We start from the raw sequence: 19,888 nt of genomic DNA on the forward strand, positions 1-19,888 counted from the left end.
GGCAAGACCTCGCTGCTCGACGCCCTGCGCACCACCGACGTCGCCTCTGGCGAAGCCGGCGGCATCACCCAGCACATCGGCGCCTACCAGGTCCGCCTGCCCAGCGACGATCGCGTCACCTTCCTGGACACCCCGGGCCACGCCGCCTTCTCGGCGATGCGGGCGCGCGGCGCCAATGTCACCGACATCGTGGTCCTGGTCGTGGCCGCCGACGACGGCGTCATGCCCCAGACCATCGAGGCCATCCAGCACGCCAAGGCGGCCAACGCCCCGATCATCGTGGCGGTCAACAAGATCGACAAGCCGGACGCCAATCCGCTCAAGGTCGTCAACGAACTGCTGCAGTACGAAGTCATCGCCGAGAGCCTGGGCGGCGACACCCAGATCATCGAGGTCTCGGCCAAGAACCGCACCAACCTGGACGGCCTGATCGACGCCATCCTGGTGCAGGCCGAAATGATGGACCTCAAGGCCGATCCGGAACGCTCCTCGGAAGGCGTGGTCATCGAGGCCAAGCTGGACAAGGGCCGCGGTCCCGTCGCCACCGTTCTGGTCAAGCGCGGCACCCTGCGCCGCGGCGACATCGTCGTGGCCGGCTCGGCCTGGGGCAAGGTTCGCGCCCTGCTCAACGAGCGCAACGAACAGCTGACCGAGGCCGGTCCGTCGGTTCCGGTCGAGATCCTCGGCCTGAACGAGGCCCCCAGCCCCGGCGAACCGCTCGCCGTCGTGGAATCCGAGGCCCGCGCCCGCGAGCTGACCGAATACCGCGACCGCGTGAAGCGCGAGAAGGCCACGGGCGGCATCAACCAGGTCAGCCTGGTCGACATGATGTCCAAGCTGCAGTCCAAGAAGGTCTCGGAACTGCCGGTCCTCATCAAGGCCGACGTCCAGGGCTCGGCCGAAGCCATCGTCGGCTCGCTCGAGAAGATGGGCAACGAAGAGGTCCGCGCGCGCACCGTCTATTCGGGCGCCGGCGGCATCACCGAGAGCGACGTCCAGCTGGCCAAGTCGGCCGGCGCGCCGATCCTCGGCTTCAACGTCCGCGCCTCGAAACAGGCCCGCGACCTGGCCGAGCGCGAAGGCGTCGAGATCCGCTACTACGCCATCATCTACGACCTGCTCGACGACATGAAGGGCGTGCTCTCGGGCATGCTGGCCCCGCTCCAGCGGGAAACCTTCCTGGGTAACGCGGCCGTGCTGCAGGTGTTCGACATCTCCAAGACCGGCAAGATCGCCGGTTGCCGGGTGTCCGAAGGCGTGGTCCGCAAGGGCGCCAAGGTCCGGATCATTCGCGACGACGTCGTGGTTCTGGAACTCGGCACGCTCACCACGCTCAAGCGCTTCAAGGACGAGGTCAACGAGGTCCCGTCGGGCCAGGAGTGCGGCATGCATTTCCAGGGCTTCCAGGACATCAAGGCCGGCGACTACATCGAGTGCTTCACCGTCGAAGAGATCAAGCGCACGCTGGACTAGGTCGTATCCGACGCGTCACCCTCCCCCGAAGTGGGGAGGGTGGTCGCGCAGCGACCGGGTGGGGAAGTTCGAAGCCGGGCTCCGCCGGTGCGGGACTGGCGTTCCCCACCCGGGCTCGGCTACGCCTCGCCGTCCCTCCCCATGAAGGGGAGGGAGATGCGATGCCGTCATTCCGCCCCATCCGCTGTGGATGAATCTCCCATGCGCTCCTTCCTGATCCCCCTGCTCGCCGTCTCCGCCGTCGCCGGACCCGCCGCGGCCGAGACGCGCTATCTGGCCTATGACGCCTCCGACCGGGTCACCCAGGCGCTGACGCGCGGCATCACGCTCGAGGCCGACCGCGGCCTGTTCGGCGCCATCAGCGTGCGGCGCATCATCTCGACGTCCAACCGGGGCTCGGCCGACATCCAGCGCGGCGGTCCCGACGCCGTGCGGCAGGCTCTGCCCGCCGGCTCGCGGGAAACCTCGGTCTATACGATCACGCCGGAAGGCGGCGGCCGGGGCCTGAGCCGGGCCCTGTGCCCTGGGGCGGAAGAGGCCTGGATGGTGCTGGGCCGGGTCCGGCTGGGGCGGCCCATGACCGTGCATGCGGTCGGTCGCTGGGCGGACGGCGGCTACCGCCATTGCGTCAGGCTGTCCTACGACTGGCGCGGCGAATGGGCCATGCCGCCCGCCGGCGGTCCCGACGATGACGCCCGCCTTCCCACTCCCTGACGCACCTGTGGCGCGATAGTCATTCCCGCCGTCACAGACCCCCGCTAGGGTTGGGGCGATGACGGTCGCCGAAATCCGCACCACCGCCCCGCGTCAGACGGGTCTGAGAAGCCTCGCCGGCGGCCTGGCCTTCCTGTGCCTGGTGCTGTTCCTTCTGGCGATCGAACAGAAACAGGTCGTCGCCGCCTGGGCGACGCTTCGCGATGACGCGGCCCCCGCCGCCAGCCGGGTGGCGGACTGGGCCGGCCGACTGGCCTCCGGCGACGCCGAGGGCCTGACCGGACTGAAGGCCGCCATAGCCGACGACGGCAATCCCCGGGTCGCCGCATCGGGGGACGCGGTGCTGGCCGGCGAGTTCGGGCCGGTCGACGACATCGCGCGCGCGGCGCTCGGCGGCGCGACCTTCGCGGGCGCCGGGATCCGGTTCGAGACGGGAGAAAGCTTCCGCACCACTCCGCTGCGCATCGCCGCCGGACGCGAACAGTTCGTCTTCGGTCAGACCTTCGCCGACCGGCTGGAGGCCCCCGCCGACGCCCAGATCGAACTCCGGCGGATCATTCCGGCGTCCCGCGGCGAGCCGGTGAAGCCATCGCCCCTGTGCGGCGGCGACACGCCGGGTCTGGTCGCCCTGCTGCATCGCCGCGACCGCGTCGACCTGATGCTGTTCCGCGCCGGGGCGCGGCCGGGACCGGATGCGCCGGTCGCGGCCCTGTGCGGCGCATGGCGGCTCAAGGCGAGATGAGGCGACGGCCCAGGGGATACGGCCTTGGGCTGCTTATCGCCGCCACGGCCCTCGGCGCCGGCGCCGCCCTGTGGACCTGGACCGCGCCTGGCGATCCTGCCGTCTGGCCGGGTTCGGCGACCGGGGCGGGCGTCGAGGTGCATGTGCTGGACAACGGCTTCCACACTGATCTCGCCGTACCGCGTGCGTTGATCGAAGCGCGAACCGGTCCGCTCGCCGAGGCGGTGCGCGGCCTGCCGCCCGGCGACTGGGTCCTGATCGGCTGGGGCGACGCCCGGTTCTTTGTCGACCAGAGCCCGATCACCGATCGCCTGCCCGACGGGGCGCGGGCCTTCTTCCGTCCCGGCAATGCCTCGGTGATCATGCTCGACCCGGCCCAGCGCGATCCTCGCGATCTGGTCGCCGCCGACCGTCGCCGCACGCTGCGCCTCTCCGCCGCCGGCTTCGAGGCGATGGCCGATCATATCGAGGCGTCGCTGTACCTTGCAGACGGCCGCGCCCGCATCGCCGCCGCCCGCGCCGGCGACGACGCCCGCTTCTTCGCCAGCCATGAGCATTTCTGGATCGGCCGGCTGTGCAACCACTGGAGCGCCGGGGTTCTCAACGCCGCCGGGCTGCCGGTGCGGCCGTTCCGTTCCATCGTCTCGAGCGAGATCATGGCCACCGCGGAGCGGGCGCAATTGGACAGCGCGGCCCCACGGGACTAGACCCCGCCCCTTCGCTTTTTCGAGCCGGGTCCGATCCCCGACAGGCGACGAGGACAGAGTCATGAGCAACCGCAAACCCCGCAAACCCGCCGCCAAGGCCGGCACGGTCAGCCAGCGCCAGCTGCGCGCCTCGGAAATGATCCGCCACGCCCTGGTAGAGGTCATGCGCGAGAACGAGATCCGCGACCCCGCCCTGGTCGGCGTCTCCGTCACGGTCACGGAGGTGCGCCTGTCGCCGGACCTGAAACACGCCACCTGTTTCGTCGAACCGCTGGGCGCCGGCGTCGAGACCGCGCCGGTCGCCGGCCACATCGACGAGATCGTCAAGGCGCTGAACGTCCACGCCAAATTCCTGCGCGGTGCGCTGGGGAGGCATATCGAGATGCGCTTCACCCCCGACCTGCGCTTCCGCCACGACGAGAGTTTCGCCGCCGCCGAACGGCTGAATCGCCTGCTCGACGACCCCCGCGTCCGCGCCGACGTCTATGTCTCGCCGTTCGAGGATGATGACAAAGAGGACGGTCAGGCCTGATGGGCCGTCGCAAGAAGGGCGAGATCGTCAACGGCTGGGTCTGTCTCGACAAGCCGTTCGGCATGGGGTCGACCGAGGCCGTGTCGAAGGTCCGACGCCTGTTCGACGCCCAGAAGGCGGGGCACGCCGGCACGCTCGACCCGCTGGCCTCCGGCATCCTGCCCATCGCCCTCGGCGAGGCGACCAAGACCGTGCCCTTCATGATGGAGGCGCAGAAGGTCTATCGCTTCACCATCAACTGGGGGATCTCGACCGACAGCCTCGACCGCGAGGGCGAGATCACCGGCCGCTCGGATGTCCGCCCCGACGTCGAGGCGGTGCGCGCCGCCCTGCCGGCCTTCGTCGGCGAGATCGATCAGATCCCGCCCCAGTTCAGCGCCATCAAGGTCGACGGCCAGCGCGCCTATGACCTGGCCCGCGAGGGCGCCGATTTCGAACTGGCCAGCCGCCGGGTGATGATCCACGAGGCCTCGGTCAGTGACGCGCCCGACGCCGACCACGTCGAACTGACCATCCGCACCGGCAAGGGCGTCTATGTGCGCTCGCTGGCGCGCGATCTGGCCGCCGTTCTCGGGGCGGAGGGGCATGTTTCGGCCCTGCGCCGCGAGCGGGTCGGACCGTTCTCGACGGAAAACGCCGTCACGCTGGATTTCCTGACCGATCTGGTGCATAGGGACGCCGCCTCGGAAGGCTTGCTTCCCGTCGCGACCGCCCTGGACGACATCCCGGAGCTGGCCGTGACGGACCAGGACGCCTTCTCGCTTCGTCAGGGACGACCGATCGTTCTGCTCCCCCGACAGGTCGAAACGCTCAAAGGCCGCCTTCGGGACGGCTCCAGAACCGTTTCAGCCTTTCAGGGTCAGACCCTCGTCGCTCTCGGTCAGTTGCGGGCCGGCCGGCTAGAACCCGACCGCGTTTTTAACCTCCTTTAGGAGTACACCCGATGTCGATTACGCCCGAGCGTAAGAACGAAGTCATCACCGAGAACGCCCGCTCCGCCGGCGACACCGGTTCGGCCGAGGTCCAGGTCGCGATCCTTTCGGAACGCATCGCCAACCTCACCGATCACTTCAAGACCCACAAGAAGGACAACCACTCGCGCCGCGGCCTGCTCAAGATGGTCTCGCAGCGTCGTCGCCTTCTTGACCACCTCAGCAAGGTCGACCGCGAGCGTTACACCGCTCTGATCGGCAAGCTGAACCTGCGCCGCTAGGCGCGGAACGCGGATGAGATTTGGGGCGCGGGCCATGTCCGCGCCTCTTTCCGCATCCAGAGACCGGCGCGCCGCCGGACTGACCGGCGCATGACGCGAGGGCCATACCGGTCCTCTTCTCCCGGGTTTTCCGCGATGGCGCGGGAGCCCATGGACCGAAGGACTGAACGCCCGACGCTCCACCCACTGATGGGACCCCGCGCGGAATCCGCCCGCGGGATATGAAAGACGAATATGTTCGATATCAAACGCAAGACGATCGACTGGGCCGGACGCCCGCTGACCCTCGAAACGGGCCGCATCGCCCGTCAGGCTGACGGCGCCGTTCTGGCCACCTACGGCGAGACCGTCGTCCTCGCCACCGTCGTCTACGGTCGCGCGCCCAAGCCGGGCCTGGATTTCTTCCCGCTGACCGTCAACTACCAGGAAAAGACTTTCGCCGCCGGCAAGATCCCGGGTGGCTATTTCAAGCGGGAAGGCCGTCCGACCGAGAAGGAGACGCTGGTCTCCCGCCTGATCGACCGTCCGATCCGCCCCCTGTTCGTCAAGGGCTTCAAGAACGAGACCCAGGTCGTCGTCACCGTGCTGCAGCACGACATGGAGAACGACCCCGACATCCTCGGCCTGGTCGCCGCCTCGGCCGCCCTGACCATCTCGGGCGTGCCGTTCATGGGCCCGATCGGCGCCGCGCGCGTCGGCTACATCGATGGCGAGTTCGTGCTGAACCCGACCCTCGACCAGATGCCTGACAGCCAGCTCGACCTCGTCGTCGCCGGCACCCAGGACGCCCTGATGATGGTCGAATCCGAAGCCAAGGAGCTGTCGGAAGACATCATGCTCAACGCCCTGATGTTCGCGCATCGCGGCATGCAGCCGGTGATCGACGCCATCATCGAAATGGCCGAACACGCCGCCAAGGAGCCCTTCGACTTCCAGGCCGAGGACCACTCGGACGTCGTCACCGCCATCCAGTCGCTGGTCGGCGAGGACATCAAGAAGGCCTACACCCACGCCGGCAAATACGAGCGCCGCAACGGCGTCGACGTGGCCAAGAAGGCCGCCGCCGCCAAGCTGGTGAAGACCGACGAAAACCCGGACGGCGTCGATTCCGCCAAGTTCGGCGCGGCCTTCAAGGAATGTGAAGCCCACGTCCTGCGTCGCGACATCATCGACAACGGCCACCGCGTCGACGGCCGCGCCCTCGACAAGGTCCGTGACATCGTCTCGGAAGTCGGCGTCTTCCCGCGCACCCACGGTTCGGCCCTGTTCACCCGCGGTGAGACCCAGGCCATCGTGGTCGCCACCCTCGGCACCGGCGAGGACGAGCAATACGTCGACGCCCTGGCCGGGACCTACAAAGAGAAGTTCCTGCTGCACTACAACTTCCCTCCCTATTCGGTCGGCGAGACCGGTCGGATGGGCGGCGCGGGCCGTCGGGAAATCGGTCACGGTAAGCTGGCCTGGCGGGCGATCCGTCCCATGCTGCCGTCGTCGGAAGACTTCCCCTACACCATCCGTCTGGTGTCGGAGATCACCGAGTCCAACGGCTCCTCCTCGATGGCCACGGTCTGTGGTTCGTCGCTGGCGCTGATGGACGCGGGCGTGCCGCTGGTTCGCCCGGTCTCGGGCATCGCCATGGGCCTGATCCTCGAGCCCTCGGGCGAGTTCGCCATCCTGTCCGACATCCTGGGTGACGAAGACCACCTCGGCGACATGGACTTCAAGGTGGCCGGCACGCGCGAAGGCATCACCTCGCTGCAGATGGACATCAAGGTCGCGGGCATCACCGAAGAGATCATGCGCAAGGCGATCGCCCAGGCTTCGGCCGGCCGCCTGTACATCCTCGACGAGATGGACAAGGCCATCGACGGCGCCCGCACCGAGCTGGGCGAGTACGCGCCCAAGATCGAGTCGATCAAGGTTCCGACCGACAAGATCCGCGACATCATCGGCACCGGCGGCAAGATCATCCGCGAGATCGTCGAAAAGACGGGCGCCAAGATCAACATCGAGGACGACGGCACGGTGAAGATCGCCGCCTCGGATCAGGAAAAGATCGACGCCGCCAAGAACTGGATCTCGTCGATCGTGTCCGAGCCCGAGCCCGGCACCATCTACAACGGCAAGGTCGTGAAGGTCGTCGACTTCGGCGCCTTCGTGAACTTCTTCGGCGCCAAGGACGGCCTGGTCCACGTGTCCCAGATCTCCCTGGAACGCGTCGCCAACCCGGCCGACGTCCTGACCGAAGGCCAGGAAGTCAAAGTGAAGTTCCTCGGCATGGACGATCGCGGCAAGACCAAGCTGTCGATGAAGGTCGTCGACCAGACCACCGGCGAGGACATCACCGACAAGATCAACGCCGAGCGCGCTGAACGCGGTGAACCGGCCCTGTCGGACGACACCGGCGGCCGTCCCAAGCGCGAAGGCGGCGGTGATCGCGGTGGCGATCGCGGCCGCAGCCGTCGCTAGGGCGCGACGTCACGTCTGAAAAACAGAAGGCCCCGGTGGAAACACCGGGGCCTTTTCTGTGTCTGCGGCGGGCCCGTTCGGACCGACCATGCCGTCGTCAGACCGGGAAGACGACTTCCGCCGTCAGCCCGTCCGGTTCCCATCGGCGGTTCAGGGAGCCCTTGATCTGGCGGACCATGCTGTTCTTCAGGGCCGAGCCGAACCCTTCGTGGGTGGGCGGCGTGACCGTCGGCCCGCCGGTCTCCCGCCACTCAAGCCTCACCTGACGCCCCTTCAGCGCCCACGTCACGGACAGATGCCCTCCTGCCGTGCTGAAGGCGCCGTATTTGTTGGCGTTGGTGGCGAGTTCGTGGAGCAGCATGCTGATCGGCTGCACCTGCTCCGGGGACAGGGCGACCTCCGGTCCCCCGATGGAGATCTGGTCCCTCGGGCACAGAGCGTCCAGTTCTTCCCGGACGACGTCTTCCAGCCGCCCCCCCTCCCACTGGCGGCTCGCCAGCGACGTCTGCGCACGCGCCAGGGCGTTGACCCGGCCCGCGAGGATCTTCTTGTAGGCGTCCAGATCCGTCGCGCGGGTCAGATGCATCAGGGAGTGAACGATGGCGAGGACGTTGCGCGATCTGTGATCGACCTCGCGCATCAGGAGGTCGCGGGCGTCCTTGCTGCGCCTCTCTTCGCTGATATTGCGCACCTCAAGGACCGTTCCGATAATCCTTGCACTGCCGTCCCGAACCGGGCTGGCGGTGAAGCCGACGGGGTAGAAGGAGCCGTCCTTGTGCACGAAGGTCTCTTCGCCTTGCGTCCCGGCGTTCTCCGGAAAGGCGCGGTCGATGGGGCACTCGGACAAGGGAAAGGGGGTGCCGTCCGGTCGGGTGTGATGGATGACATCGTGAAGGGGGCGACCGACGACCTCCGGGAACGCATACCCCGTGAGCTTCTCGGCTGCGTTGTTCATGAACACACATTGCTGATGATCATCCAGGAGAAATACCGCCATGGTGGTATTCCCAAGGATCGCGTCGAGCCGAATGGAGACGGCGCGCAAGTCGGCTTCGACTTTCTGCTGGACCGTCGTGTCCCGAATCGCCGCGAAGTAGACGCTGTCTCCGCCTTCCTCGAACAGTTGCAGATTGACCGCGACATTATAGAGCGTCCCGTCCTTGCGACGGTGAACCGTGTCGAACTCCAGCCTGCGCACAGACCCGTTCTCGAGGGGCTTCACGAGCGCCTTGAACGCTTCCTCGCTGACCTCCGGCTTCAGGTCCCACGGCGTGAGGAGCCTGAGCTCTTCCATTGAGTAGCCGAGATTTTCGCGCGCGCCCTTGTTGACGAGTCGAAAACGAAAGTCGGCGGCGCCGAATACATACACCTCGCTGGCAGCGTCCTCGACGATGCGCCCGAGCCGTTCGGTCGTGAAAACCGGACCTGTCGTCATGCGCCGAATCTACCGTTCCGCCTACGAAAACTCCAGAGACATCGGTAGTTTAACGTCGTCGGACTGACAATCACGGCGTGGCCGGTCAGGCCCTTGGCTCGGAAACAGACTACCGCGGCGCCCGCTTCGCCAGAATCCGCTGCAGCGTCCGCCGGTGCATGCCCAGCCGCCGCGCCGTCTCCGAGACGTTGTGGTCGCACAGCTCATAGACGCGCTGGATATGCTCCCACCGCACCCGGTCGGCGCTCATCGGATTGTCGGGCGGCTCGGGGGCCTCGCCGGTGGCCAGGAGGGCCTTGACCACGTCATCGGCGTCGGCGGGCTTCTGCAGATAGTCGACGGCCCCGGCCTTGACCGCCGCGACCGCCGTGGCGATGGCGCCATAGCCGGTCAGCATGATGATGCGGGCGTCCTCGCGCCGGTCGCGGATGGCCTCGACCACCTTCAGCCCGTTGCCGTCCTCCAGCCGCATGTCCAGCACGGCGAAGGCGGGGATGGAGGTCTTCAGCGCCTCGAAGGCCTCGGCCAGCGAGGCGGCGAGGGTGACCTCGAAGCCGCGGCTCTCCAGCGCGCGGCCCAGACGGGTGCGCAGGGCGTTGTCGTCGTCGAGCACCAGCAGGGTCTTGTCGGCGAGGGCGGCGATCCGGTCTTCGGCATCGGGCATCAGGGCGTCTCCAGCAGGCTCAAGTCGGTAACAGTACGCGTGCGGTCAAGGTTCAGACGGGGGGTGCGACATCACGACGGAACCTCCAGCGCCGGCCGCGGCCAGCGCACCGCGACGCGGGCGCCCTTTGGCTGCCCCTTGGCCGGCGTCGCTCCGCCGTCGCCCGCGCCGACGAACACCTTGCCGCCGGTGCGCTCCAGCAGGGTGCGGGCGATGAAGAAACCCAGACCCATGCCGCCCTGGCTGGGGGCGATGGTCTCGGGCGCCGGTTCGGGAGCCGCCGACTTCTTCGTCTTGCGGCCCGGCGTGGCGGCGGCGACGGAGGCGGCGATCTGGGCCGCCAGCGCGCGGCGTGCCTTGCCCTGCGGCCGGCTGGTCACATAGGGCTCGCCCAGACGGGGCAGGATGTCGGCCGGAAAACCGGAGCCGTCATCGACCACCTCGATCTCGATGAAGCCCGCATCGACCAGGGCCCTGACCCGGACCCGCGAGGCGGCGAAATCGGCGGCGTTCTCGACCAGGGTCGACAGGCCGTGGATCACCTCCGGCAGACGACGCACGCGCGGCTCGGGTTCGCCCGAGGCGGTGCGGACCTCGACCTCGAAGTCCAGATCGAACCCGCGATGGGGCTCGATGACCTCTTCCAGCAAGGTCTTCAGACCGACCACGGCGAAGGCGGAATCGCCCTCCTCCGGCTGCTGGGACAGGCGTTTCAGGATATCGCGGCAGCGTTCGGCCTGCTGCAGGATCAGGGCGGCGTCCTCGGCGGCCGGGCCGTCCTTGGCTGACGCCCGCAGCAACTCCCTGGCCACCACCTGGATGGTGGCCAGCGGCGTGCCCAGCTCATGCGCCGCCGCCGCCGCCAGTCCGCCCAGCGCCGCCAGCCTCTGTTCGCGCTGCAGCACGTCCTGGGTGGTGGCCAGCGCCAGCTCCAGCTTCTCGGCGTCGGCCGCGACCCGCCAGGCATAGGCCGAGGTGAAGATCACGCCGGTGAACAGGGCCAGGCCGATGCCGAAGCGATAGAGCGGCGGCAGGTTCAGCTCGGTCCCCGCCTGCCACGGCAGGGGCATGGAGAAGAAGAACAGGGTGGTGGTGGCGACCAGCACCAGCAGGCCCATGAAGGCCGCCTGACGCCCGGGCAGGGAAGCGGCCGCCACGGTCACCGGCGCGACCAGCAGCAGACAGAAGGGATTCTGCAGCCCGCCGGTGAGGGCCAGCAGGGTCGACAGCTGCAGGATGTCGAAGCCCAGATGCGCCGCCGTCAGCCGTCCGTCCGGCATCGAGCCGTCGGTCCGCTTCAGCCGGGCGGTGGCGTTCAGATTCATCGCCACGCTGGCCGCGATCACCGCCAGACAGCCCCACAGCGGCAGGTCGAAATGGAAATAGAGGGTGGCGATGGCGACGGTCGAGGTCTGGCCCACGATCGCCATCCAGCGCAGGATGACCAGGGTGCGCAGCGACAGGCCCCGGCTGCGGCGCGGCAGGTTGCGCCACGCCGGGAACCGGCCCGGTTCATCCGGTGCGAACTGCGACGACAGGGGGTCTTGGGACAGGCTCACGCCTCTTCTATAGACCGGTCGCGCGCGGGCGTGCGCGTTTTCGAGGAGGCCCTGATGCCGCGCCGATCCATCCTGCTGCTCGCCGGCGTCTGCATCGCCCTGGCCGTGGCCCTGGCGGTCGGAACCATCGTGGTCGTCACCGGCCGCGGCGACGCCGGCTCCGCCTCGCGCCAGATCGGATCGACGGGCCAGCCCGACGTCGGCGGCCCGTTCCAGCTGGTCAACCAGGACGGCCAGCCGGTCGACCAGACCCTGCTGAACGGCAAATGGTCGCTGGTCTTCTTCGGCTTCACCTACTGCCCGGACTACTGCCCGACCACCCTGCAGATGCTCGAGGCGACCAAGCAGGCGCTGGGCGATCGGGCCGACGAGGTCCAGATCGTCTTCATCTCCGTGGACCCGGAGCGCGACACGCCCCAGGCCATGAAGGACTATCTGTCCTCGGACGGCTTCCCCGAGGGCGTCATCGGCCTGACCGGCACGCCCGCCCAGGTCCGGGCCGCCGCCGACGCCTACCGCGCGGTCTATCAGAAGGTCGGCGAGGGCGAGGCCTATACGATGAACCACTCGCTGACGATCTATCTGATGGGCCCCGATGGTCAGTTCCGCAGCGCCCTCGGCCACGATCTCGGGCCGGCCAATTCGGCGAGGGTCATCGAACAGGCCATGGCGCGCGGCTAGACCGAAATCGGCCTTGATGGACGCAGTCCATCAAGGCTCAGATTTCGGTCCAGCTTCTGTCTGGCGCGCCATGGCCCGCCCGGGCCTATCCTTTGCGACCCACCGCTGCCTGCAGCTGCTGGCGCTTGAGCTCGCGCATAAGCCGGTTGGCCTGGAGTTCCGGCATCATCCCCAGCTTGATGATCAGCGACATCAGCACCAGCACGGCGGCGGGCAGGCCCCAGTGCAGGGCCGACAGGGCGGTCTCGGCCTCGAAGAACCGCCACCCTGCCCACAGGCCGCAGACGAACAGCGCCGTCTGCATCACGATCATGACGACATTCACCCAGCCATTGGGACCGCCGACCAGGCCGAAGGCCTGTTCGAAGAAACCCGGCTCGCGCGCGGTGTCGCGGAACAGGGCCTGTTCCTCGCCGTCGAGGGCCTCCTCGATCATCCGGTCGATATCCTGCATCACACGTCTCCTTCCAGAACCGCGCGCAAGGTGCGGCGGGCATGCATGAGGCGGGTTTTCACCGTGCCCGCCGGCACGTTCAGGGCGGTCGCCACTTCGGCGACGCTCAGATCCTCGAGATAGAACAGGCCGACCGCGGCCCTTTGCGCCTCCGGCAGGGCGGCCAGCGCCGCCTGCAACCGCGCCGCGCCGCCGGGATCGCCCGCTTCCGGCGACTCCGCCTCAACCATCGGCTCGGCCGCCACGGCGGCCGTCAGGCCGCGCTCACGGCGACGACGCCCGATCTGCCGGGCGCAGCGGCGCGACACGATCTGATAGGCCCAGGCCGGAAAGGCGCGCTCGTCGCGCAACCGCCCCAGACCCCGGACGATCTCGATCCAGCCGTCCTGGGCGGCCTCCCGCGCCAGGTCGACGTCGCCGGTCAGACGCCAGGCGTGCGCCAGCAGCTTCCGGCCCCAGCGCCGGGCCAGCAGGTCGAACGCCTTGCGGTCCCCGGTGCGCGCGGAGGCCACCAGATACTCGTCAAGAAGCTGCTCCCTGGTCCTGTCCATCGTCGGTTCGCCCCGTTTCGTATGAGAGGTGCCGACAAGTCGGAACGCGGTTCAATCAATTCGTCACAGCGACGGCCTTCCTCCCCCACCGGGGGAGGATTAAAACTTTTTGCAGTGCGATGCGTTCTATGGTGCTCTGCCGCGTAACGGCGGGGGCCGCTTCAAGGATTCCATGCTCTATTCGCTTCACGAGCTCGCCTACCATTCGGCGACGCCGTTCCGGTTCGGGGCCCAGCTGGCCCGGCAGTTCTGGACCTCTCCGTTCAATCCGGCCTCGGACACCGCGATCGGCCGCACGGCCTTCGCCTCGGCCGGGCTGTTCGAGAGCGTGACGCGCCGCTACGGCAAGCCTGCCTGGGGTCTGGAGACGGTCACCATCGACGACAAGCCGGTGCGGACCACCGAACAGGTCATCTGGTCCTCGCCCTGGTGCCGGCTGGTGCGGTTCGCGCGGCACATCGGCGATCTGAAGCGCGTCGGCAAGCCGACCTCGGCGCCCGCGGTCCTGATCGTCGCCCCCCTGTCGGGCCACTACGCCACCCTGCTGCGCGGCACGGTCGAGGGCTTCCTGCAGGACCACGACGTCTATGTCACCGACTGGGTCAACGCCCGTCAGGTGCCGATGCTCGAGGGCCGGTTCGACTTCTTCGACTATATCGACCACGTCCGCACCATGCTGGGCCAGATCGGCCCGCGCGCCCACGTCGTCGGCGTCTGCCAGCCGGGACCGCCGGTCCTGGCCGCCTGCGCCCTGATGGCCGCGGACAACGACCCGAACCGGCCCGCCTCGATGACCTTCATGGGCTCGCCGATCGATGCGCGCCTGTCGCCGACGGTGACCAACCAGCTGGCGGAGGAAAAGCCCTTCACCTGGTTCAGGTCGAACATGATCCACACCGTGCCCTGGCCCTATCCGGGCTTCGGACGGCGCGTCTATCCGGGCTTCGTCCAGCTCTACAGCTTCATGTCCATGAACGAGGACAAGCACGTCGACGCCCACCGCGACTATTTCGGCCACCTGGTCTCGGGCGATGGCGACGCCGCCGAGAAGCACGAGGCCTTCTACGACGAATACCTCTCGGTGCTGGACCTGAGCGAGGAGTTCTACCTCCAGACCATCGACATCGTCTTCCAGCAGCACCTGCTGGCGCGCGGTCTGCTCGAGCATCGCGGCCGCAAGGTCGATCTGACCGCCATCACCGACATCGGCCTGATGACCGTCGAGGGCGGACAGGACGACATCTCGGGCGTCGGCCAGACCCAGGCCGCCCATACCCTGTGCACAGGCCTGCCGGACGACCGGAGGGTGCTGTATGTTCACCCCGACGTCGGCCACTATGGCGTCTTCAACGGACGCCGCTTCCGCGACGACATCTATCCGCGGGTGCGCGACTTCATCGCGAAGAACGAGGCCATAGTTGCAGTACCGGAACGGGCAGCGGCTGCCGCTTGAGGGGCTGACAGCGCGGCTGTCGGTCAATCCCCGCGCGCGCCGGCTGTCGATCCGCATTGACGCCCGCGCCGGCGAGGCGGTGCTGATTGCCCCCTCCGAGCGCAAGCTGGCCGAGGTCGTGGCCTTTGCCCGCACCAAGGCGTCCTGGATGCGCGAACGGCTGGCTGAACGTCCGCACGGCACGCCGTTGGAGCCCGGTGCGGCGATCAACCTGTTCGGCCGGCCCACCCGGCTGATCGCCACGGGCGGCGCCGGTGCGGCGCGGCTGACCGAGGACGCAGACGGCCCGGTGATCGCCTCGGGCGGCGAGGGCGAGGCCTATGCGCGCCGGGTAGAAAACCTGTTCAAGCGGGTGGCGAGAGAAACGCTCCAGACCCGCACCGATTTCCATCTTCGCACCCTCGGCCAGCGGCCGGTGAAGATGTCGATCGCTGATCCGAAATCGCGCTGGGGCTCGTGCAGTCCGCACAATCGCAGCATCCGCTACAGCTGGCGCGTGGTCATGGCCCCGCCTGAGGTGATCGACTACCTCGCCGCCCATGAGGTGGCGCATCTGGTCCACGCCGACCACAGCCCGGCCTACTGGGCCGTGGTCCAGCGGCTGATCGGCGACCACCGCCCGCACCGCAAATGGCTGCGCGACAACGGCCCGGCGCTGCACGCCGTGGGCCGCTAGAAGAACAGCGGCTCGGCCTTCTTCTCGGGCGGCGGGGCCGGTTCGGGACGCTGGTCCGGGACCTCGCGCTGGGGCTGCGGCGCGGTCGGGCGCACCACCGCCGGCCCGGGCTCATTGCGGCGCGGCGCGGGTTCGGGCGGCAGCGGCTCGAGCAGGGATTCGTCGAGCGGGTCGGCGTCGCCCGGCGGACTGTCGCCGAACAGGTCGCCGATCCGGCCGATCAGGCTCTCGACCGGGCTGGGCGGCTGCCACCCCTCGGGCATGGCCGGGCCGTTGGGGATGGCCGGGGCGTTCAGGCGCGGCAGGGCGGCCTCCATGAAGCCCTTCCAGATCGCCGCCGGGGACGAGCCGCCGGTAACGCCGCGCATGGCCGAGTTGTCGTCCTTGCCGACCCAGACGGCGGTGACGAAGCCGCCAGTGTAGCCGACGAACCAGGCGTCCTTGTAGTCCGAGGTGGTGCCGGTCTTGCCAGCCGTGTCGCGCCCGGCGATCGCCGCCGACCGGCCGGTGCCCGAGGTCATGACGCCCCGCAGCATCTGGTTCATATAGTACAGATACGGGTTCGAAATCGCCTGGATCGGCCCGTCGGCGCGCGACGCCCGCTGATAGATGACCCGGCCCTGCGGCGTGCGGATGCGGCTGATGCCATAGGCCTGGACCCGTTTGCCGCCATTGGCGAAGGCGTCATAGGCCTGGGCCATCTCGATGGGCGAAACCTCGACCGCGCCCAGCGCCATGGCCGGCTCAAGGCCGATCCGCGAGCTGACGCCGAGCCGCCGCGCCGTGCGGGCGACATTGTCGCGGCCGATCTGGTCGGCCATGCCGGCGGCGATGGTGTTGGTCGACTGGGCCACGGCGTTGGCCATGGTCATCTCGCCGGCGAACGTTCCCGAATAGTTGCGCGGCGACCAGTTGCCGATCCGGATCGGCGCGTCATTGACCCGCGTCTCGGGCGTATAGCCGCTCTCCAGCGCCGTCAGATAGACGAACGGCTTCCACGCCGAGCCGGCCTGACGCCGCGCGTCGGTGGCGCGGTTGAACTGGCTGTCGGCATAGGAGGCCCCGCCGATCATGGCGCGCACCCGGCCCTCGCCGTCCAGCGCCACCAGGGCGGCCTGCTGCACGCCCTTGGAGCGGTCGCGGTCGAGGATGCGGCGCACCGACCGCTCGGCCTGGGTCTGCAGGGTCAGGTCCAGCGTCGTCTCGACGATCATGTCCTCGGTCGGCTCGCCGACCAGTTCGCGGATCTGCTTGTCCAGCCAGTCGATGAAATACTGGGCGTGCTGTGTGGCCAGGGTGCGCGAGACGCGGACCGGTTCGGTCACCGCGGCGGCGCGCTGTTCCGGTGTGATGACGCCGGCGTCGACCATTTCATTGAGCACGACGGTCGCCCGCGTGGCGGCGCGCTCGCTCTCGGACACCGGCGAATAGCGCGACGGCGCCTTCAGCAGCCCGGCCAGCAAGGCCGCCTCGCCCACGGTCAACTGGCGCGCACTCTTGTCGAAATAGCGCTGCGAGGCCGCCTCGATGCCATAGGCGCCGGCGCCGAAATAGACGCGGTTCAGATAGAGGGCGAGGATCTCCTGCTTGGAGAATTTCAGCTCCAGCCAGACCGCCAGCATCAGCTCCTGGACCTTGCGCTTGATGTTCTGGTCCGGGCTGAGGAACAGGTTCTTGGCCAACTGCTGGGTCAGGGTCGAGCCGCCCTGCACCACGCGGCCGGCGCGCATATTGGCGGCCATGGCGCGGCTCATGCCGATCGGGTCGAAGCCGGGGTGGTGATAGAAGCGCCGGTCCTCGATGGCGATGAAGGCCGCCGGCACATAGTCGGGCAGGGCGTCCAGATCGGCCGGCGGAGCCTGCTGGGTGCCGCGTATGGCGATCAGGGCGCCGTTGCGGTCCAGATAGGTGATCGAGGGCTGGCGATCGACATTGTACAGGGTCGAGGTGTCCGGCAGGTCGCGCGCGAATACGGCGAAGAAGACCACCATGAAGATGGCGCCCCAGACGCCCACGACCGCGCCCCAGTAAAGGACGCGCTGCATGGGGGTGCGCGCGGTTTTCTGGCCCGCGCCGCCGCCACGTCCGAAGTTGAAGCCGGAACCCGCCATCAAACCCTCACCAAGCCCGGCCCGGTCTTACCCGGTCGCGGCGCGCACGGAAACGCCCCCGTACCGTTCACATGACTGTGAGGGCCGTTTCCGCCGAAACCATGACGCTTCGCACGCCTATTCTAAAAACGCGTTCACCTCGGCGGCGAACCGCACCGGCTGGTCCAGCATGATGAAGTGCGCGCTGTCGTCGATCCGCGTCAGGGTCGCGCCGGGCAGATTGGCGAACGAGGCCCGGTAGACGCCGTCCGTGAATTCATCGGTCATGCGCGGGTCGTTGAACTTCACGTAGAGCACCTCGGTCGGAACGGTGATGCGGCCGATCTCGGGGCGCAGATCGGTGACCACCAGTTCGCGGAAGGCGGCGGACGAAACCGCCCGGTCGCTTCTGGCGGTGTCGTCCAGCGGGCCGGCGCGCAGGGCTTCGGTCCGGATCATGCCGGTGACGCTGGCCGCCGCCTGCTGCCGGTACTGCTCTTCCGGGGAGGCCATCATGCCAGCGTACATCTGGTCGGCGAGGGGGACGATGCTCTCGGCCGTCGTGCCGGGCGGTCCGAACATCATGCCCATGAACGGCACCATGTCGACGACCATCAGCTTGCCGACGCTGTCGGGACGGCGCGCCGCCAGCATCATGCCGATGGTCCCACCCATGGAGTGGCCGATCACGGCGGGCCGGTTCAGCCCCTGTTCGGCGATGTAGCGGGCGATGTCCTCGGCGACCGGGGCCGCGACGGGCCCCGTGGCGTTGTCCTCGGCAGCCGCGCCGGCGAAGCCCTGCACATGGATGCGGTGGACGCGGTAGCGGCCCTTCAACTCTTCGGTCAGCAGGTCGAAGGCGTGGGGCGAAGAGCTGAGGCCCGGGATCAGGATGACGTCGCCGACCGGATGCTCGGGCCCGTCGACGCGGACGTGAAACCGGCCCGACTCGAAGGCGGCGTGGGCATGGCCATGACCTGCGGCGGCGTCGGGGGCCTGTCCCTGGGGCTGGCCATGGTCGCCGTGCGCCTGGGCGAGGGCGGGCGCGGCCGCAGCGAACGACAGGGCCCCGGCGAGGGCGGCGAGGGCGGTCATGGTCTTCATGGTCTGTGATCCCGATGGACGGGCCAGCGCCCGCTTGTGTCCCTGGTCGTCACACAGGGCGCGAACAGATGCAGCCGGTCAAGACTTCACCGCGACAGCCCGCTAAACTGCCTCCATGAGCCGAGCAGACAGCGCCCCCGTTTCCGCGAAATCGCCCGAGGCGAAGGCCCCGCCGACCGCCTTCGGCGCGGGATTCGTCCTCGACGCCTGGTATTTCGTCGCCCTGTCGCGGGACGTCGCTCCGGCCTCGCTCAAGCGCCATGAACTGCTGGGCGAGCCGGTCCTGGTCGGCCGGACCCGCGCGGGTCAGGTCTATGCCATGCGCGACATCTGCCCCCACCGCGCCGCGCCCCTGTCCGCCGGACGGCTGGTCGAGAAGCCCGGCGAGGGCGAGACCATCGAGTGCTGCTACCACGGCTGGCGCTTCCGCCCCGACGGCGTCTGCGCCGCCATTCCGTCGCTGGTCGAGGACCAGCCCTATGAGGCCGACCGCATCCGGGTCCGGTCCTATCCGGTGCGGGAGAGCCAGGGCATGTTCTTCGTCTGGATGGCTTCCGACCCGCGCACCGCGCCCGATCCGGATCACGAACCGCCCCTGTTCCCGGGCGTCGTCGGCGGCGACGCCAAGATGGTCGAATGGATGGATTTCGACGCCCATGTCGACCACGCCGTCGTCGGCCTGATGGACCCCGCCCACGGCCCCTATGTGCATCAGCAGTGGTGGTGGCGCTCCGAGCAGTCGATGCACGAAAAGGCCAAGGCCTTCGAGCCGCGCGAGCACGGCTTCGCCATGGTCCGTCACGCCCCCTCTTCGAACAGCCGGGCTTACAAGATCCTCGGCGGCGCGCCGGCGACCGAGATCACCTTCCGCCTGCCCGGCTATCGCTGGGAGCATATCCAGGTCGGCGAAAAACAGGTGCTGGCCCTGACCTGCCTGACGCCCCGGACAGATACGAAGACGACGATCACCCAGATCTTCTGGTCCGACCACTGGGTGTTCAGCCTCGCCAAGCCGTTCCTGCGCATGGGCGTCATCGCCTTCCTGAAGCAGGACGGCGGCATGGTGAACCTGCAGAACGAGGGCCTGCGCTACGACCCGGCCCTGATCTGGATCGACGACGCCGACAAACAGGCCAAATGGTACCAGCAGCTCAAGCGCGAATGGATCAAGTCCCGCACCGAGGGCCGCCCGTTCGCCAATCCTGTGAAGGCGACGACGCTGAGGTGGAAGAGCTGACACCGTCTCCTTCCCCCTTCACGGGGGAAGGTGGCCGGCGGAGCCGGTCGGATGGGGGTGCTGGTTCCGCAGGCAGGCTGAACAGAGCAGACGCCGATCGGATGAATGGGGTGTCTCACCCCCCATCCGTCTCG

The 19,888-nt window shown here is 68.4% G+C and carries 19 protein-coding genes; 12 read left to right on the forward strand and 7 right to left on the reverse strand.

The annotated features are described in order from the left end of the window. The 8 genes from infB to pnp form a co-directional block, all read left to right on the forward strand. The coding region (infB, locus tag B2742_RS08825) for a translation initiation factor IF-2 (protein ID WP_292065217.1) at positions 1–1,473 on the forward strand (1,473 nt) is incomplete at its 5' end. 201 nt (positions 1,474–1,674) lie between these two features. Beyond that, positions 1,675–2,187 (forward strand): hypothetical protein, encoded by a 513-nt coding sequence (locus tag B2742_RS08830; protein ID WP_292065219.1) that lies wholly within the window; start codon positions 1,675–1,677, stop codon positions 2,185–2,187. Between the two features lie 58 nt (positions 2,188–2,245). Next, complete coding sequence (locus B2742_RS08835; RefSeq protein ID WP_292065222.1) at positions 2,246–2,929, forward strand: hypothetical protein; 684 nt, start codon at positions 2,246–2,248, stop codon at positions 2,927–2,929. Next, on the forward strand, positions 2,926–3,636 hold the full coding sequence (locus tag B2742_RS08840; RefSeq protein ID WP_292065224.1) for a DUF2459 domain-containing protein: 711 nt from the start codon (positions 2,926–2,928) through the stop codon (positions 3,634–3,636). The genes B2742_RS08835 and B2742_RS08840 overlap by 4 nt, the downstream gene beginning before the upstream one ends. Before the next feature lie 61 nt (positions 3,637–3,697). Continuing rightward, the gene (rbfA, locus tag B2742_RS08845; protein WP_292065226.1) at positions 3,698–4,168 is read left to right on the forward strand and encodes a 30S ribosome-binding factor RbfA; all 471 of its coding nucleotides are present in this window, start codon (positions 3,698–3,700) and stop codon (positions 4,166–4,168) included. Next, a complete protein-coding gene (gene truB, locus B2742_RS08850; RefSeq protein WP_292065228.1) occupies positions 4,168–5,100 on the forward strand; it encodes a tRNA pseudouridine(55) synthase TruB in 933 nt (310 codons plus the stop codon). The genes rbfA and truB overlap by 1 nt, the downstream gene beginning before the upstream one ends. Positions 5,101–5,111: 11 nt before the next feature. Further along, positions 5,112–5,381 (forward strand): 30S ribosomal protein S15, encoded by a 270-nt coding sequence (rpsO, locus tag B2742_RS08855; RefSeq protein WP_284221604.1) that lies wholly within the window; start codon positions 5,112–5,114, stop codon positions 5,379–5,381. A gap of 234 nt (positions 5,382–5,615) precedes the next feature. Continuing rightward, on the forward strand, positions 5,616–7,850 hold the full coding sequence (gene pnp, locus B2742_RS08860; protein WP_292065230.1) for a polyribonucleotide nucleotidyltransferase: 2,235 nt from the start codon (positions 5,616–5,618) through the stop codon (positions 7,848–7,850). A 97-nt stretch (positions 7,851–7,947) separates the two neighbouring features. Here the strand turns inward: pnp and B2742_RS08865 are convergent, their stop codons facing one another. From B2742_RS08865 to B2742_RS08875, 3 genes are all read right to left on the reverse strand, one after another. Then, the gene (locus tag B2742_RS08865) at positions 7,948–9,285 is read right to left on the reverse strand and encodes a PAS domain S-box protein (RefSeq protein WP_292065232.1); all 1,338 of its coding nucleotides are present in this window, start codon (positions 9,283–9,285) and stop codon (positions 7,948–7,950) included. Between the two features lie 109 nt (positions 9,286–9,394). Continuing rightward, on the reverse strand, positions 9,395–9,949 hold the full coding sequence (locus B2742_RS08870) for an ActR/PrrA/RegA family redox response regulator transcription factor (RefSeq protein ID WP_292065233.1): 555 nt from the start codon (positions 9,947–9,949) through the stop codon (positions 9,395–9,397). 71 nt (positions 9,950–10,020) lie between these two features. Continuing rightward, on the reverse strand, positions 10,021–11,508 hold the full coding sequence (locus B2742_RS08875) for an ActS/PrrB/RegB family redox-sensitive histidine kinase (RefSeq protein WP_292065236.1): 1,488 nt from the start codon (positions 11,506–11,508) through the stop codon (positions 10,021–10,023). Between the two features lie 54 nt (positions 11,509–11,562). On the opposite strand from B2742_RS08875, the gene B2742_RS08880 reads away from it, so the two are divergent. Further along, positions 11,563–12,189 carry an SCO family protein gene (locus B2742_RS08880; protein WP_292065237.1) on the forward strand — a complete coding sequence of 209 codons (627 nt, stop codon included), beginning with the start codon at positions 11,563–11,565 and terminating at the stop codon, positions 12,187–12,189. Positions 12,190–12,274: 85 nt separating this feature from the next. Here B2742_RS08880 and B2742_RS08885 read toward each other — a convergent pair whose 3' ends face one another. Continuing rightward, on the reverse strand, positions 12,275–12,643 hold the full coding sequence (locus B2742_RS08885) for a DUF6768 family protein (protein WP_292065240.1): 369 nt from the start codon (positions 12,641–12,643) through the stop codon (positions 12,275–12,277). Then, positions 12,643–13,194 carry an RNA polymerase sigma factor gene (locus B2742_RS08890; protein ID WP_292065244.1) on the reverse strand — a complete coding sequence of 184 codons (552 nt, stop codon included), beginning with the start codon at positions 13,192–13,194 and terminating at the stop codon, positions 12,643–12,645. The genes B2742_RS08885 and B2742_RS08890 overlap by 1 nt, the downstream gene beginning before the upstream one ends. Positions 13,195–13,366: 172 nt before the next feature. Here B2742_RS08890 and B2742_RS08895 point away from each other — a divergent pair, with 172 nt between their 5' ends. Together B2742_RS08895 and B2742_RS08900 are read left to right on the forward strand one after the other, a co-directional pair. Further along, on the forward strand, positions 13,367–14,647 hold the full coding sequence (locus B2742_RS08895; RefSeq protein WP_292065246.1) for a polyhydroxyalkanoate depolymerase: 1,281 nt from the start codon (positions 13,367–13,369) through the stop codon (positions 14,645–14,647). Next, positions 14,613–15,323 carry a M48 family metallopeptidase gene (locus B2742_RS08900; RefSeq protein WP_292065248.1) on the forward strand — a complete coding sequence of 237 codons (711 nt, stop codon included), beginning with the start codon at positions 14,613–14,615 and terminating at the stop codon, positions 15,321–15,323. The genes B2742_RS08895 and B2742_RS08900 overlap by 35 nt, the downstream gene beginning before the upstream one ends. On the opposite strand, the gene B2742_RS08905 is transcribed toward B2742_RS08900, so the two are convergent. Both B2742_RS08905 and B2742_RS08910 read right to left on the reverse strand, forming a co-directional pair. Beyond that, positions 15,320–17,434: a transglycosylase domain-containing protein gene (locus tag B2742_RS08905; RefSeq protein WP_292065251.1), complete on the reverse strand. Its 2,115-nt coding sequence runs from the start codon at positions 17,432–17,434 to the stop codon at positions 15,320–15,322. The two genes, B2742_RS08900 and B2742_RS08905, sit on opposite strands and share 4 nt — an antisense overlap. A gap of 117 nt (positions 17,435–17,551) precedes the next feature. After that, entirely contained in the window at positions 17,552–18,517 is a 966-nt protein-coding gene (locus B2742_RS08910; RefSeq protein WP_292065253.1) for an alpha/beta fold hydrolase, read from the reverse strand. Between the two features lie 115 nt (positions 18,518–18,632). On the opposite strand from B2742_RS08910, the gene B2742_RS08915 reads away from it, so the two are divergent. Continuing rightward, positions 18,633–19,754, forward strand: coding sequence for an aromatic ring-hydroxylating oxygenase subunit alpha (locus B2742_RS08915; protein WP_292065255.1), 1,122 nt, complete (start codon positions 18,633–18,635; stop codon positions 19,752–19,754). Positions 19,755–19,888 lie beyond the last annotated feature (134 nt).

The organism is Brevundimonas sp. UBA7664 (assembly GCF_002483305.1).
Taxonomy (GTDB): Bacteria; Pseudomonadota; Alphaproteobacteria; order Caulobacterales; family Caulobacteraceae; genus Brevundimonas.